The sequence below is a fragment of the Rhizobium sp. NZLR1b genome (assembly GCF_019685155.1).
GTDB lineage: Bacteria > Pseudomonadota > Alphaproteobacteria > Rhizobiales > Rhizobiaceae > Rhizobium.
Genome location: NZ_JABDWC010000007.1, coordinates 1 through 15,467, shown reverse-complemented (window position 1 = coordinate 15,467; position 15,467 = coordinate 1). Strand labels below are relative to the sequence as shown.

The 15,467-nt window shown below is 58.8% G+C and carries 15 protein-coding genes and 1 pseudogene; 6 read left to right on the top strand and 10 right to left on the bottom strand.

Annotated features, from left to right (window positions below; genetic code table 11):
- Nucleotides 1-25: 25 nt before the first annotated feature.
- On the bottom strand, nucleotides 26-1,081 hold the full coding sequence (gene rfbB / locus HJB84_RS12205) for a dTDP-glucose 4,6-dehydratase (protein ID WP_221116040.1): 1,056 nt from the start codon (nucleotides 1,079-1,081) through the stop codon (nucleotides 26-28).
- A gap of 181 nt (nucleotides 1,082-1,262) precedes the next feature.
- On the opposite strand from rfbB, the gene gmd reads away from it, so the two are divergent.
- The 5 genes from gmd (at nucleotide 1,263) to HJB84_RS12180 (ending at nucleotide 6,719) form a co-directional block, all read left to right on the top strand.
- Complete coding sequence (gene gmd, locus HJB84_RS12200; RefSeq protein ID WP_221116039.1) at nucleotides 1,263-2,324, top strand: GDP-mannose 4,6-dehydratase; 1,062 nt, start codon at nucleotides 1,263-1,265, stop codon at nucleotides 2,322-2,324.
- The gene (locus HJB84_RS12195; RefSeq protein WP_311044996.1) at nucleotides 2,325-3,275 is read left to right on the top strand and encodes a GDP-L-fucose synthase; all 951 of its coding nucleotides are present in this window, start codon (nucleotides 2,325-2,327) and stop codon (nucleotides 3,273-3,275) included. It begins immediately after the preceding gene.
- Between the two features lie 723 nt (nucleotides 3,276-3,998).
- Nucleotides 3,999-4,670, top strand: a complete 672-nt coding sequence (locus tag HJB84_RS12190; RefSeq protein ID WP_207583040.1) for a DUF938 domain-containing protein — start codon at nucleotides 3,999-4,001, stop codon at nucleotides 4,668-4,670.
- A 209-nt stretch (nucleotides 4,671-4,879) separates the two neighbouring features.
- Nucleotides 4,880-5,989, top strand: coding sequence for a sulfite oxidase (locus HJB84_RS12185; RefSeq protein ID WP_259671081.1), 1,110 nt, complete (start codon nucleotides 4,880-4,882; stop codon nucleotides 5,987-5,989).
- Nucleotides 5,990-6,131: 142 nt separating this feature from the next.
- Entirely contained in the window at nucleotides 6,132-6,719 is a 588-nt protein-coding gene (locus HJB84_RS12180) for a tyrosine-type recombinase/integrase (RefSeq protein ID WP_221116036.1), read from the top strand.
- 232 nt (nucleotides 6,720-6,951) lie between these two features.
- Here HJB84_RS12180 and HJB84_RS12175 read toward each other — a convergent pair whose 3' ends face one another.
- Together HJB84_RS12175 and HJB84_RS12170 are read right to left on the bottom strand one after the other, a co-directional pair.
- A complete protein-coding gene (locus tag HJB84_RS12175) occupies nucleotides 6,952-7,461 on the bottom strand; it encodes an AAA family ATPase (RefSeq protein ID WP_221116035.1) in 510 nt (169 codons plus the stop codon).
- Between the two features lie 157 nt (nucleotides 7,462-7,618).
- Nucleotides 7,619-8,479: an AraC family transcriptional regulator ligand-binding domain-containing protein gene (locus HJB84_RS12170; protein ID WP_311044266.1), complete on the bottom strand. Its 861-nt coding sequence runs from the start codon at nucleotides 8,477-8,479 to the stop codon at nucleotides 7,619-7,621.
- Between the two features lie 565 nt (nucleotides 8,480-9,044).
- Here HJB84_RS12170 and HJB84_RS12165 point away from each other — a divergent pair.
- The gene (locus HJB84_RS12165; protein ID WP_221116034.1) at nucleotides 9,045-9,737 is read left to right on the top strand and encodes a glutathione S-transferase family protein; all 693 of its coding nucleotides are present in this window, start codon (nucleotides 9,045-9,047) and stop codon (nucleotides 9,735-9,737) included.
- 408 nt (nucleotides 9,738-10,145) lie between these two features.
- Here HJB84_RS12165 and HJB84_RS12160 read toward each other — a convergent pair whose 3' ends face one another.
- The 7 genes and pseudogenes from HJB84_RS12160 to HJB84_RS33570 form a co-directional block, all read right to left on the bottom strand.
- A complete protein-coding gene (locus tag HJB84_RS12160) occupies nucleotides 10,146-11,063 on the bottom strand; it encodes an NADP-dependent oxidoreductase (RefSeq protein ID WP_221116033.1) in 918 nt (305 codons plus the stop codon).
- Nucleotides 11,064-11,209: 146 nt separating this feature from the next.
- Nucleotides 11,210-11,677 (bottom strand): DUF3788 domain-containing protein, encoded by a 468-nt coding sequence (locus tag HJB84_RS12155; protein WP_221116032.1) that lies wholly within the window; start codon nucleotides 11,675-11,677, stop codon nucleotides 11,210-11,212.
- Between the two features lie 84 nt (nucleotides 11,678-11,761).
- Nucleotides 11,762-12,424, bottom strand: a complete 663-nt coding sequence (locus HJB84_RS12150; protein ID WP_221116031.1) for an FMN-dependent NADH-azoreductase — start codon at nucleotides 12,422-12,424, stop codon at nucleotides 11,762-11,764.
- A gap of 44 nt (nucleotides 12,425-12,468) precedes the next feature.
- Nucleotides 12,469-13,014, bottom strand: a complete 546-nt coding sequence (locus HJB84_RS12145) for a carboxymuconolactone decarboxylase family protein (protein ID WP_207583047.1) — start codon at nucleotides 13,012-13,014, stop codon at nucleotides 12,469-12,471.
- 36 nt (nucleotides 13,015-13,050) lie between these two features.
- Nucleotides 13,051-13,704 carry a nitroreductase family protein gene (locus HJB84_RS12140; RefSeq protein ID WP_221116030.1) on the bottom strand — a complete coding sequence of 218 codons (654 nt, stop codon included), beginning with the start codon at nucleotides 13,702-13,704 and terminating at the stop codon, nucleotides 13,051-13,053.
- Between the two features lie 115 nt (nucleotides 13,705-13,819).
- Nucleotides 13,820-14,788, bottom strand: a complete 969-nt coding sequence (locus HJB84_RS12135) for an AraC family transcriptional regulator (protein ID WP_221116029.1) — start codon at nucleotides 14,786-14,788, stop codon at nucleotides 13,820-13,822.
- 551 nt (nucleotides 14,789-15,339) lie between these two features.
- Nucleotides 15,340-15,467 (bottom strand): annotated as a pseudogene (locus HJB84_RS33570) (MFS transporter); the annotation flags it as partial.

The following is a 15,467-nucleotide window of genomic DNA, read 5'->3' as shown; positions in this document are numbered from 1 at the left end:
GAGGAGCCTTGCCTCCTCCAACAGATTATTGGTACTGGCGGTCGATCCATTGGCGGTAGCTACCGCTTGTGACGTTTTTCACCCAGGCTTCGTTGGCGAGATACCATTCGACGGTCTTGCGAATGCCTGTCTCGAAGGTCTCGCTCGGACGCCAGTTCAGTTCCCGCTCGATCTTGGCCGCATCGATGGCGTAACGGCGGTCGTGACCAGGCCGATCCCGTACGAACGAGATCTGCGCTTTATAGCTTGCCCCGTGTGGCAGGGGCCTCAATTCGTCGAGGATCTCGCAGAGCGTATTGACCACCGATAGATTGGTCAGCTCGTTTCTGCCGCCGACATTATAGGTCTCTCCAACCTTACCATTCTTGAGAACGCGCCGGATTGCGCTGCAATGGTCTTTGACGAAGAGCCAGTCGCGGACCTGCATCCCGTCGCCGTAGATTGGAATCTGTTTCCCCGAGAGGGCATTGTGAATGACCAGGGGAATAAGCTTCTCGGGAAAATGATGGGGACCATAGTTGTTCGAGCAGTTCGTCGTCAGAGCAGGCAGGCCATAGGTGTGATGATAGGCGCGAACCAGATGGTCACTCGCTGCCTTGCTTGCGGAATAAGGGCTGTTGGGTTCGTATTTGCGATGTTCGTTGAAGGCCGCCTCCGCCGGGGCAAGCGAACCGTAGACTTCGTCCGTCGACACGTGAAGAAAACGGAAGCCGTTTCGGAAGGCTTCATCCTGTGAGGCAAGAAATCCGCGGATAGCCTCCAACAGGCGAAAAGTGCCGACGATATTCGTCTGGATAAATTCTTCAGGCCCGTGGATCGATCGATCGACGTGACTTTCGGCAGCGAAATTCAGGATTGCGCGAGGACGATGGGAGCCGAGCAATTCTTCAATCAGATCATAGTCTGCGATGCTGCCTTTGACGAACAGATGGCGCGGGTCGTGCCAGATGGAGGCGAGATTCTCCAGGTTGCCGGCATACGTCAGCACATCGAGGTTGACGATCGGTTCATCATGAAGCGCAAGCCAATCGAGTACGAAATTCGCACCGATGAAACCGGCCCCCCCCGTCACCAGGATCATATTTTCCCCCTTGGAGTTCTGATAATTTGGAAAACTCTAGTCTCATTGTGCCAGCCCCACGTCAACCGCAGAGATCCGCAATGCTCATTTCGCTTGCTTAGCTCGGTTACATGGGGGTTGCGCTGGTTCGGCCGTTTCCATAAACACATCCCGAAGATTGCATCGAAAGACGACGTAAAAAATGACAAAAACCGCGCTTATCACTGGGGTGACTGGTCAGGATGGTGCCTATTTGGCCGAATTGCTTCTGAGCAAAGGCTATACGGTGCATGGTATCAAGCGCCGGTCATCGTCTTTTAATACTGGCCGCATCGAGCATATCTACCAGGATCCGCACGAGGAACATCCACGCTTTATCCTCCACTATGGCGATATGATTGACTCGACCAACCTGCTGCGGATCGTGCAGCAGACGCAGCCCGACGAAATCTACAATCTTGCCGCACAAAGCCACGTGGGTGTCAGCTTCGAAACGCCGGAATACACCGCGGATGCCGATGGTATCGGGACGTTGAGACTGCTCGAGGCGATCCGTATTCTGGGGCTCGAGGGAAAGACCCGGTTCTACCAGGCATCGACATCGGAACTCTACGGTCTTGTGCAGGAAGTGCCTCAGAACGAGAAGACGCCCTTTTACCCGCGGTCTCCCTATGCCGCAGCCAAGCTCTACGCCTACTGGATCGTCGTGAATTATCGCGAGGCCTATGGCATGCACGCATCCAACGGCATTCTTTTCAATCACGAAAGCCCGCTTCGCGGCGAGACCTTCGTCACGCGCAAGATCACGATGGCGGTGGCTGCCATCCATCTGGGTCGGCAGGATAAGCTTTTCCTCGGCAACCTGGACGCCCAGCGTGACTGGGGCCATGCCCGTGAATATGTCGAGGGCATGTGGCGCATGCTGCAGCAGGACAAGCCGGATGACTACGTCTTGGCGACGGGTGAGACCACGAGGGTCCGCCAGTTTGTCGAGTGGGCGTTTGCCGACATCGGCATTGCTTTGGAATGGAAGGGATCCGGCGTTGACGAAAAAGGTTATGACTCTGCGTCCGGTGCCTGCCTTGTGGAAGTCGATCCTCGGTATTTCCGCCCGACGGAAGTCGACCTTCTGTTGGGTGATCCGACCAAGGCACGCCAGAAGCTGGGCTGGCAGCACAAGACCCCGGTTCGTGAACTTGCCGCCGAAATGGTGCGCGAGGACGTCAAGCACGGGAAGGCTCTAAACAGCCGGAAAGAGATCTGAGTGTACGACTTGTCCAACAAGAAGATCTGGGTTGCCGGTCATCGCGGTATGGTCGGCAGTGCTCTTGTGCGCAGGCTTCAATCCGAAGATTGCAACGTCATCACGGCCACGCGCCGTGAGGTCGATTTGACGCGGCAGGACGAGGTCAAGAAATTTGTTGAAGCAAACCGACCAGACGCGATCATTCTCGCCGCTGCCAAGGTTGGCGGTATCCTCGCCAATGACAGCTATCCCGCTGAATTTATTTATGACAATCTGATTATTGAAGCGAATATCTTCGAAGCCGCCCACCGGGGCGAAGTGGACCGGCTGCTCTTCCTCGGTTCAAGCTGCATTTATCCCAAGCTCGCTCCACAGCCGATTCCCGAAGAGGCTCTGCTGACCGGTGAGCTGGAGCCAACCAACGAATGGTACGCGATCGCCAAGATCGCCGGTATCAAGCTTGCGGAAGCCTATCGTAAGCAATACGGTCGCGACTACATCTCGGCCATGCCGACCAATTTATACGGCCCGGGCGATAATTTCGACCTGAATTCCAGCCATGTGCTGCCGGCACTCATCCGCAAGGCGCACGCAGCGAAACTTCGCAAAGACCCGCATATGGTGGTCTGGGGCACGGGAACACCGCGCCGCGAGTTTCTGCACGTCGACGACTGCGCCGACGCGCTGGTGTTTCTTCTCAACACATATTCGGGCGCGCAGCACGTCAATGTCGGCTCGGGCACAGATCTCGAAATTATCGAGTTGACGCGGTTGGTCTGCCGCGTTGTCGGTTACGAGGGAGAGATCATTCATGATCTTTCCAAGCCCGATGGCACGCCGCGAAAGCTGATGAGCAATCAGAAGCTGCAGGACATGGGCTGGAAGCCGCGCATCTCGCTTGAGGACGGCATCCGGGCCACCTACGCCTGGTTTCTGGAGTTTGAAAATAGATCGGATCCGGCGGCCTGATATTAGGTCGGTGACGGCCAGCATTTCTCTATTTCGGCGTTGATGTTGTTCGCGACATGGAAAATGTCGCGGGACCGACAGCACGTTTCTGTCAATTTCAAGCGTGACTCGAACAGGGCAATCTACCCGGAAAATCTTCGCCGCCTGGATTCAATAAGTGCTTGATCAGCAGAATCGATTGGCTGGGGAGCCTTGATTCTCGCATGATTTCAATGACTTAGTGAAATCGCCTTTGAATTCATCATATTTTCCCGTCGCGAGCGACCGTGGATGCCACCTTTGTGCCCTGGCTTTGGGCATCAGTCAACAGGACTGGTGAGCGGCAATTATTTCCGCTGTCTGACTTCGAGTTAGCCGTCCAGCGGCCAAAACGCGCCCTGATACTTCGCGCCCTTCTGTCGGTCATAAAGGACGTCGTCGCGCTTGCCTGAAGCGGGCGTCGTCTGGGCACGGCCTCGTCCACAACGCGCCATAAAGCGGACGTCGCTGCGCAGGCGTCAGACGACCGACAAGGGGCCGAAAGCCGTCGGTCGGCTTCCGGGCTCCGATTTTCGAAAGCAGACCTTGAGCCTGGCGGTCGCGTGATGACGCGAGGGGGACGTTCGGTCGCCCTCGGCCGAACGCACGCGCCGACGACCCCCTTCATAAGTCCGAAATCTTGGTTTCAGTCCCATCATTTCAGCTATAAGGTGGGAGACATCGCCCAAAGGGGATTCAAGGCCAATGCCCCCAGAGAAGAAGGACCGTTCGCCTGTTGCGCTGGAACAGCGTGACATAAGCGCCGACCAGCGCATGTTCTCACCTTCCGTTGCGCGAAATTCGGCGCCGATCCTCGGGCTCCTAAAACGTGTCCTTCCAACACGTGGCGCCGTGCTGGAGATTGGATGCGGGACCGGCGAGCACGCCGTGTGTTTTGCGGGAGCAATGCCCAACCTCACCTGGCAGCCGAGCGATCCGGATGCCGACGCCCGCACCAGCACGTCTAGCTGGATCAAATTCGCAGGGCTGAAGAATGTGCTGGCACCGCGGGATATTGATGTGAGCTCAGGACAATGGGGCGTCGAACAAACGGGGCATTTTGACGCCATCGTGTCGATCAATATGATCCATATCGCGCCATGGGGGGCAAGCTTAGGATTGTTCGCAGGAGCTGGCCGTTTGCTTCACGCTGGTGGGCTTCTTCTTCTCTACGGCCCATTCATGCGCGACGGGGCACACAACTCCCCCTCGAACGCTGCTTTCGACGCGGCTCTAAAGGAGCGCAACCCATCCTGGGGTGTGCGTGATATCGCTGATCTTGAACAAGTGGGTGAGGCCGCTGGACTTAATCTCCGCGAGACGATCGAGATGCCTACCAACAATATGTTGCTGGTCTTCTCCAGCGGTAGTGCCTGAACGACAAGCGGGTGCGAAAGAGACGTGGGCCTATAGAAACATTCGGGCCCTTTGCTGCCGTTCGAGGTCGATCCGAGGAACGTGCGGTATGTGCTAGAATGCGGCCGAAGGCGGAACGCGACAGACGCACTGCGAGGGGCGGTGTGATCGAACCGGAATTCGCGCGACCGAGTGCCAACGTTGTGCTCTTGGAAGGGGAGACGAGGACTATGCCGACACCAGAGCAACCCAGTCTAATAGTTCGACAGAAATCCCCACAGAACATCGAGTTTCCGTTTGCGTCACTCTCCGATTGGCTGATCCCAACCGAGCTGTTCTTCGTGCGAAACCATTTCCCGTCGCCGGATCTGGATGCGCGAGACTGGAGATTGCGGGTTGGCGGGGCGGTGGAGCGGCCGATCGAACTTGACCTCGACAGCATCAAGGCGATGCGGAGCACGACTTTCACTGCCGTCGTAGAGTGCGCAGGGAACGGGCGCGTCTACTATGTGCCGCCGAAGGACGGGTTGCAGTGGCAGAACGGAGCCGTCGGCAATGCCGCGTGGACAGGTGTTTTTCTGCGCGACATTTTAGAAATGGCGGGCGTTAAGCGAACCGCACGTGAGGTTCTGCTCGTAGGCGCAGACAGCGGCGTCGTCGACACGAACAGGAAAACGGCTTCTCCCGGCCCCATCGCTTTTGCGCGCAGTTTACCGCTAGAGAAGGCCATCGCTCACAGCACGATCCTTGCCTATTCGATGAACGAGGAGCCGTTGACGCGCGATCACGGCTACCCGCTACGCGCGGTCGTGGGTGGCTGGTTCGGCATGGCTTGGGTCAAGTGGATCACGCATATCACGGTTGTGGAGCAACCGTTCCTTGGCTACTGGCAGGCGCGCGACTATTTCCGTTGGGAGCGCAGCCTCGGGGAACCCAGGCTGGTCCCCCTCGCGAAGATGGAGGTCAAAGCGCAAATCGCGCGTCCCGTGCAGGGGGCGCGTCTCATCGCCGGCCAACCGTACCGGATTTTCGGAGCCGCCTGGAGCGGAGAGGCTGTTATCCGGCAGGTGCAGGTCTGCACCGGAGATGGCAGGGGCTGGCGCGAGGGAAGGCTCCTCGAAACAGAACGTCCCTTTGCATGGCGCTTGTGGGAGTACATGTGGACCCCTGAAGAAGTGGGGCGATATAAACTGCGATGTCGCGCGATCGATGGGGCGGGGTGCGTGCAGCCCGACCTCCAGCGTTCCGACTGCGAGAGCTACGCGGCCAATTGGATCGTTCCGGTGGAGGTTACGGTCGTTCCCGAGCCACAGACGTACGAGGAGGAATTCGTGATCTAATCACCCGCATGGGGCAGAATGGCGGCTTGGCGCAACTGCGACCCGCGTTGTCACTGCGTCACGTCCGTTTTGCAGCAACGGCGGCCGGTGGCTCGATGACCACTATGCGGGCGCAAAGCTGACGCCGCATACTCAAGCTGCTATGCCCCTTTGGACCAACTGTGGGGCCTCGGTCCTGAACCCCTCCAGCCAGATTTGGGCGATCCGCTTCTTCCTTGATAGGGAGGGACGCATGAGAGATCGTGCGTTGTTTGATCTCGCAATCGACAGCAAGCTGCGTGGTTGCGATCTCGTGAAAATGAAAGTCGGGAGTCTCGTGACAGGAACGGAAATTCGAACTCGAGCCCTGGTCGTCCAGCAAAAGTCCGGCCGTCCGGTTCAGTTCGAAATCACGGCGGAGGTGAGGGCAAGTTTGCTTGCATGGCTTGAACGGCGAGGTGGAACAGTTGACGATTACGCCTTTCCCAGTCGAGTCGACCACACCGATCATCTGAGTACTCGTCAGTATGCCCAATTGGTCGATGAATGGTTGACCGCAATTGGTCTACGACGCGAAGACTACGGCACGCACTCGCTTCGGCGCACGAAGGCCGCAATGATCTACAAGGCGACAGGCAATCTTCGCTCGATCCAAATCCTGTTGGGGCACACCAAGATCGAAAATACGGTCAAGTACCTTGGCGTGGACATTGAGGATACACTGGAACTAGCTGAGCACACTGAAATCTGAGCGCGTGCGGCCCCGCGCGCAGTGGGGCTGCACGTGTCAACGAAACTTTCTCAATTCCAAAGATCGCGATCGAGCGGCTATGCGCCCTCAAGACGGCCGTTAGGATGCCCGGTTTGTCATTCTTAAAGCTGCCGGCTATGAAACCGACAACGCCGCCAGTGAGCCGTACGGCAGCTAACGTCTTTCTCGCAATAATCAGTTGCTCCCCTCCCGATCACAAGCCTGCCGGGCTTCAGGTGAGTTTAGCGAGGATATCGTCGACGACACTTGGGACGGTATTCGCCGTGTCGATATTTATGCCGGCAAGAAGATACTCCCGGGTACGATGGTAGCGAAGTACCAGGGCCCGCTCGGCCGGCTCGAAGCCCGGCTCATTCGGCCGCCCATCTAGTCGTCGGTTCAACGTCTCAACGTCGATGTCGAGCACGAAAACCTTATCGAACAGGTCCAGGAATTTGTGGAAATTGCGCGAACCGCCACAAAAGAACGTGGCAGGATGGGTGGTGTCGGCAGCAATAGCTCGGACCTTGTCGACAGGCCAGATCCAGTGCGCATATCCCCAAGCGATGCGGTCTGCGCCTTCGGGTGGTCCTGCGAGCGCCTGGCCTGTCTCGGGGTCGCCGACATAGGCCAAAACGCGGTCACCATGGACGACATGGTAGCCCCGCCGCTCCAGTTCGGCAGCGACAGACGTCTTTCCAGTGCCCGAGCCGCCTTCGATTAGATAGTTCTTGATGCCCATGGGCCCTTTTTATCACGGCCGTCAATCCGGTGAGAAGACACTCTACCTGGGTGTGCTCAGCCAACGAGCTCACCTGATCAAGGTTAGCATTCGGTACATTTCGATTAAGGGTGAATGTCTGGCGGGAACACCCTCAACCCGGCCGTTGATCTCCGCTTCACCGCCGCCTAAGGGCAGTCATTGCCGACACAGACTTGATCCGACGCCAGTGGCCGGGTGTCATGTTTTCCCACTCGCGGAAAGCTCGATAGAACGAGTTGGCGTCCTGGTATCCCAGCAGGTAGGCTACCTCTTCCACGTCAATCGTGAGATCGGAGAGAAGCTGGCGGCCGAGTTCCTGTCTGGCTTCGGTCAGGAGAGCACGGAAAGTCTGGCCTTCCGCCGCTATCCGCCGCTGCAAGGTGCGTTCGCTCAGGCCCAGATCGCGCGCCACGGCAGCGAGATCATGGCGACCACTGGCCATTGTGCGCTTCAAGGTGCCCTTTACCTGTTCACCGATCGTGGCCTGCACCTCGATCTCGCGCACGGCCTCTGCCAGCGCGGGGGTGAGCATCTGGATCAGTTCGGGGTTGTGTCCGGGGAATGGCAGGTCGAGGTCCGGTGCATTCAGCACCATGCGATCACGCTCTGCCCCGAAATGGATCGGGCAATCGAAGAAAATTGCGTGCCTGTCCGTTCCCGGATTTGGTCGCCGCAGCTCCAGCGAGATTGGCCGCAGGTGACGGCCAGTACCGCGTCGCCCGAGTTCCAGCAAAAGGGCAAAGCTTGCGTCCACCGACAGGGGAGGCTCAGGTTCGGTGACGGTAGGCCACTCGATGGTCACCGACACCTTGCCGTCGCGCTCTTCGCAACAAAGACGGTCAGGGCTGCAAAGACGATTGAAGCGGTCCAGCCGCGCCATACCGTCTCGAAAGTCGGCAGCGTAGGACGCCACCAGAATTGCGAGCTTGTGATTGGCGGTGCTGGTCTCGCACACCATCCTTATGCTGAAGGCGGGGTCACCGGACAGCGCCTCTATGGCGTTCCAGATGGCGAAAAGTTGTGTGGTGCTGATGACGCGGAATTGTCGAGATGCAGCGTCGCAGGAAGCCTGGCCTGTCGCAGCACCGCCGAAGGCCGCAGTCCCAGTTGTTCAAGTGACTGCCAGAATGGCCTCGGCAATTTGCATCGGTCGGAAAGGACTTTGGCCATAGTTATCTATTTACTCCATTTGGAGATTGCAGGCGGTCGAAATAGCCCGCAGACGCGTTTTGTTTTGCAGAAGGCGAGTGTGCCATCACCTAGACCGCACATCGGCAGTCACGCTTTCGATTAATATTTTCGGTCTGGCGCGCGGAGTTCAGGTGAAGGCGGCGGGTAACGTACGACCTGGCCTATACCGTAGTATTTTTGGCGCGTTGTGCAAGTCTTGTGGCGTAGCTTGCTAATGCGTGCGCGGTGTCCTGTTCTTATCTTCTCCTCCGATGGCGCTGGCGCTGAGCCTCAGATCCGGCGGCAACCATCTCTGGAGCCGACAGTCCCACAACATCCCCTGCAGGACGAACGGATCCAGATAACAACAACCATCAATCAGGAGATCGAGCATGGCGCTCACATTCTACACCAACCCGAACTCACGCGGGCGCATCGTGCGCTGGATCCTGGAGGAGGTAGGCCAACCCTACGACACGGTGGTCCTCGACTACGAAAAGACCAGCGCAATTGACGAATGGGGCGGCGCGGCGCTCGAACGGCCAGCATCGAGCAATCCCAGCGAGGAACTGGTTCGCTTCTTCACCGCGATCAATCCCATGGGCAAGGTGCCGGCGCTTGTGCATAATGGCCGCGCCGTGACAGAGAGCGGCGCAATCATTACGTACCTCGCCGAGACGTTCCCCGAGGCCGGGCTTTCGCCTACCGCAAACGAGCGTGCCGAATATTATCGCTGGATGTTCTTCGCCGCGGGGCCTGTGGAACAGGCCGTCACGAACCACAGGGCTGGATTTGTGCCCGCTCCCGAGCAGGAGTTCTTCTTCGGCTATGGCAGCTACACGCGCACTTTGGACCAGTTGGAAAAAGCGGTGCAGGCGCATCCCTTCATCGCGGGCGATCGGTTCACGGCTGCGGACATCTATATCGGCTCGCATATCGGCTGGGGTCTTGGCCTTCAGACACTGCCCCCGCGCAAGGCGTTTCTGGACTATATCGGCAAACTGTTAGAGCGGGATGCCTTCAAGCGGGGCGTGGCCAAGGACGAAGAATTGATAGTGCAAGCCGCAGCAGCCCGTGCCGCATAGGCACTTGCCTTCATGGCCGGGTTCGGAGAATACAGTCTCGCGCAAAGCTGCGCCCGGTGGGCGGGCTAAACCCCTCCGGCAAACCGTACTGCAGGTATGACGCTGCCCAATGGCCGGTTTACTCCGGCCGTTACCACGCGCAGGTTTGAAGCTGGTCACGCGAGCGGCGACCCGGAGCGGAGGATACCGTCAGCCTTTCCCATGTGAATGTCCGCTTTCCCACAAGTTTACCTGACTGCGGAATGTCAACTTCCGGCCCAAATCAGCCACCGCAAGCAGGCCAACCATTTGGCCTGCCGAGCAATTCAGTTTCAGAGAGAATTCGGAATAACTGGGTCGTCGATTCCAATCCCTTCAAGAGCAGCAGGAGCTTTCAATGTTATTGATCGCCCCTCCTGCTACGCCCCATCAAGTCAGAATGCGAACGACCGTTTTTCCCGCGCGCCGCTCGGTAGCGTTGAACGTGGTGACAGCGTCGGCGAGAGTTGTGACCTTGCCGATATTTGTCCGCAGTCTTCCGTCGCGGACCCGCTGAACGATCTCGGATAGTTGGTCGCGATCGGCCTCGACTACGAAGTCGACCGTCAAGCCGTGGGAAGGCCGGACTTCCGTCGGCCCGACAGCCGTCACAAGCGTTCCGCCTGCCCGGATGAGCGCCGCTGACTGCTTCTGGATGTCGCCGCCGATGACGTCGAAGACCAAATCGACGCCACCGATGTCTTCCAGCGTGTCGTTGGCAAGATCAAGGAATTCATTTGCGCCATAGTCGAGAACCTTCTGCCGGTCGGCTGTGCGCCCGGTACCGATGACATAGGCACCGGCTTCCCTTGCAAGCTGTGTTACGATCGAACCGACCGCGCCGGCCGCACCGTGCGCCAGCACAGTTTGCCCCGCCTGAAGCCGACCATGCTGGAACAGACCCTGCCATGCCGTCAGCCCGGAGATTGGCAGACTTGCACCGACAGTGAAATCGACATCGCCTGGCAGCGGCGCCAGATTGCGAGCCTCCAGGGCGACATACTCGGCGAGCGTGCCATCGCGATACCAGTCCGCCAGGCCGAACACCCGCTGGCCGACTGAAAGCCCCGTGGTGCCGTAACCCAACGCCGTGACCACGCCAGCCAACTCGTGGCCGAGGATTGATGGCGTCCGATTATGTGAGGTACGATCGGTCCAAGTGGAAGGCCATTCGAGTTCGGTATTGACGAACCCCGCTGCATGAACCTTGACGACGACGTCGTTGATGGCGGCCTTCGGCTCGGCTCGATCCACCAGTTTCATTCCGGCGAGACCTGCCTCCGGGTCTGTTACTACAATCGCTTTCATTGGAGTTGTTTCCTCTAATCTCTGTTGGTTGTGACGGTAAATTAGATGCCTACGAGCTCATCTCGAGCTATCACGCCAAGCAGTTTCGGCTCGTCGGCAGCGTTGATGGATTCGATGTCGACGCGCGAAGCCGGGATGTTTTGCCATCACTTGCCCGATGGCGGAGGACGCTTCATCGCCAAGAGGTCTTTTACATCTTGCAGATCGCTTGCCTTTAAAATCGGAAGCGTCAGCCATTTCCCGTCGATATAGGTTTTGGCTTCATCGTAGAGCTTGACTAGCTGCGGACGCCAGGCATAACGCCGTTCCTCGAACTTCTCCCGTTCCACCCGGCCCATCACCACGACGGCCGAAAGCCGCTTGAACTCCGGGACCAAGGTGGTGAACGCCTTGGTTTTCTTATAGCGCAGGGACCAACCTCGGTTCTTGCCGCCGTAAAGCCATTCCGGTGCGAAAACGCCCGGGTAAAATTCATGGATCCAGGTCCGCAGCTCGGACCAATAGGCAAACCCCTCAGGTCCGATCCATTCGCGGAGGGCGGTATCATCCGGTGGCGCTGCCCTTTCGGTGATCCTATCACCGATTTGCGGCAGGGTATTTGCTGTTTGAGTCATCTGAAGGCCTCCTATTGTTTGCGGCGGGGCGGAAAGGGTTGAGGTGTCGGGGCTGCTTGGGTGCCAGCCCAGAACGACATTTGGCTATCGTCCGCTGACATCCGCCAGCACCATGGGGACGCCATGAATGTCTCTAAGTCCCGGTACGACCGTCAGGTCGAGGGCGGCGAGGATCTTCTGCCTCGCCCCGGGTGCGTCGTCCCAGTCGAGGAACGCTGTGCCTTGCAGAGGAAAAAATTGATGCGTTTTCAGGCCGATCGAACTCAGTGACAGCGACAGATAGGGTGTGAGAAAATCAGGTTGGTTCGCTCTCTCTCCGGTGAAAAAGCCGCCCGAAGCGACGCCGATAAAAACCGGACGGTCTCGAAGCATTCCCATCTTTCCGGCGGGCGTCGATTTCATCGTGCGACCGACGCGCAGAATCTGGTCAATCCAGGCCTTGAGAACCGAGGGGACCGTCAAGTTGTGCATCGGCGTTCCGATAACGATTATGTCCGCTGCTTCGACCTCCCCGATGAGGATTTCGGAAAAGTCAAGAGAGCCCGACGGCGGCGCGGCCGAGGTCGCCGGCGACGCCAACGCAGCGGCGTATAGCGGCGCGGTCTGGGGCAAGGGGTCTGCCCCAATGTCGCGCCGTGTGATGCTCGCGGCGGACACGACCCCAAGAAGCTTTTCGACGATCGCCGCCGAAAGCGCGCGACTATGCGATTCCAGACGCGGGCTGGTATCAATATGGAGAATGTTCATTTGGTCGATCCCAACAGCTTCAAAAGGTTGCGAATGAGAAAGGATCAGATCGATCCCGCTGGGGGAACGGCGGGGAAGTCCTTCTCGGGATCGAACACGTTGTTTAAGAAGTTCGTCAGTGAATACATGGCCACCAGTGCGACGATTTCGATGATGTTTGCATCGGTGTAGCCGACATCGCGGACCGTCTTCAGATCGGCGTCGCTGACCTGCCCGCGGGTCTCGCTCACCTTGCGCGCAAACTGGACCGCCGCATCCCGCTTCGGATCGTTGGCATGTCCCTTGCGGGCGAGGATGATGTCATCGGCCGGCAGCTTGGCCATATGTTCGGCGGTAAAGCTGTGAACCGTCAGGCAATAGTTGCACCCGTTCACCTCGGAGACTGCGAGACCGATGCTGTCGCGTGTCCTCACATCGAGCGTCTTGCTCAGAGATCCGAGCAGAGCGGCCCAGGCGTTGAACGCGATCGGACTCTGCGCGAAGGCCGCCATCATGTTGGGGGTGAACCCGATGTTCTTCGTGAACGCATCGAGGGTCTGCTTGGATTCTGCGGGCACATGCTCCGGCGTCAGAACGGTGGTTCTGGTCATGGTAGGTTTCCTTAAGCTTGCTGGTTGAAATGAGGGTTATGCAAAGTCCAGGACGTCAGCCACGGGCATGCGCGGCTTCTGCGGCCAGTTACCGGCGCGCAACGGCCCAACGGTGAGGAGCATCACCGGGATTTCGTCTTCGGCGAGACCGAACTCGCTATGCACGGCCTCTGCGTCGAAGCCGATCATCGGCGTCGAACCCAAGCCAAGCGAGCGGGCGGCATAGATAATCGCCGAGGTGCCGAAGGTTGCCGAGCGTACCGCTTCGTCGCGCTGCCGCTGCGGTTGGTCGTCATAAAGACCGCGCGCCGGGATTTCCCATTCCGGCACCAGACGCGCCGGCATGATGCCGGCTTCGACCACCGGCGACAGGCGCTCGGGGACAGTGCTGGCATCGGCCAGTTGGCCGATGATGATAAAGGTCACTGCGGCATCGGTGATCGCCGGCTGGTTCCAAGCGATCGGGCGCAGTTGGGCTTTGGCCCTGGGCGTACGAACGGCGATAAACCGCCAGTTCTGCAGATGGAAGGATGTCGGCGCGGACGTGCCGATCCGCACCAGATCGCGGATCTGATCGTCGCTCAGTGACGCGGTGGCGTCGTAATATTTGGCGGCACTGCGGCTCAGGATGGTTTCGATGACGGCGTTGGTCGGCGCCGTTTGGATGGCTGCGTTGCTGATATCGTTCATTGGGGGGTTCCCTCATCAAGTGATTACGGAAACCAATTTACGGGCATCAGTGATAATATCGAGACTGGATTGCCTCAATTTAATGCTCAAAAGGATCAGTTAGAAAGCGCCGGTCCTAGTTCGCGCGCATCTCCCCGGTTTGCGCCAGCCGGCGCCATTCCCCCGGCGTCATCCCCATTCTCTCGGCAAACACGCGGCGGAACGCCGAAACGGATTGATAACCAACCGTTTCGGCGACGGCCTCGGTGCTGATCGACGGTTTTTTCAATTCGTTCGCCGCCAGGCTCATGCGCAGGTCGGTCAACAGATCGAGGGCGGAGCAGCCCAGCCTGTCCTGGAAGTGCCGCATGAAGGTGGCGCGCGACATGCCGCACAGGTCCGCCAGATCGGGCAGTTTCCAGGGATTGGCCGGATCGGCGAGCATGGCAGTGATTGCCGGCGCCAGTCTTGGGTGGCCGGCGAGAGCCAGCAGGCCTTCGGGGGCCTTTTCGGATTCGCTTGCCGCCCTCAGCACCAGCGTGAAAAGGGCCGAAGACAGCGCGTTGAGAACGGCGCGCCCGCCCGCCCGGTCGCCGGCGGCCTCCATGCGCATCAATGCCACCAGGCCGGCTAGTTGATCGGTCGCGGGGCTGACTACGTTCTCTGCGGGGCGGTCGATTGCCCGCGCCACCAGATTTGTCGGCAGGTAGTTGCGGATCAGCCGATCATGGGGCGGCGCTATGAAAAACCGGCCGCATAAAAGATCGAGCTGCTCGTCCGGGCTATCGTTCTCGCTCAGCATCCATCCGGCCGCCCCACGGCTTTGCCGGGTCAGGACGGGTGTTTGACCGCTGCCATCATGTAGCACATGGGGCGCGCCGTGAGGCAGCAACACGATATCTCCGGCCGCCAGTTCTCTCGTCGTTTTCGTCTCTAGGTGCTCGAAGATGGCTCGGCCCTTGACGATGACGTGGTAAGGGATTTCGTTCGCCGCTGCCCGCGGCCAGGCAACTCGCCATGGTGCGCCATAGGAACAGCGGACCTCGAGCTGGCCCGTCACGGTGACGATTTGCAGGAGATGGCTCAGCCAGTCGACTTCGGACATAGAATCTCAGTGAGTTAAGACGCCCTGGCATCTTAAGCCACTCTACCCCAGTTGTATGTACTCTATGGCCTGTCGGTGAAAAGGGTAATCGAGGCATTGTCGACAAGCCTATGGGCAATACATCCGTCAGCTGGGGTCTTGCTGGACTGTTGGAAAGGCGGCAAGCGTGTGATCCGCTGGGCTTTAAGGTCAGTGTTTGCACGCAAATGGACCGGCCGCCGGTTCATATCCCTTCAAGGCGTGCATTGCGATTGTCCACTGGAAGACGTCGGTGACAACTCGTGCCGAAAGAGTTGCCGACAGTTAGTACGCATTGGTTCCAGACTATCTACCCGATCGCGCCGGTCTTGAGTTCGTCTGGCCGCGTGACTACTCGGCGAACCGATTTCATCGTGGACTTTTGCCGCTAAGGTTAGATCCCCTGCCGACATCCTCCGCCCGGGCTCCAGTCGTCCAGTTCGCAAATCAGGATTAAGGTTGGCACGGTCGCATCGCCCGCCCGCAGCCTTGAACCTCCGGCCCATCAACCGTTCGTTTCCCTCGGCTAGACGCTACACGGCCTGCACATTCTGGTCCTTCGGCAGCGAGATCGTCATCGCCGCGGCGGCGGCGGCCGTGACTGCAACCGCGAGATAGATGCCGCTGAAACTCTCCGTCGATGTCTTGATCACGCCGCCAA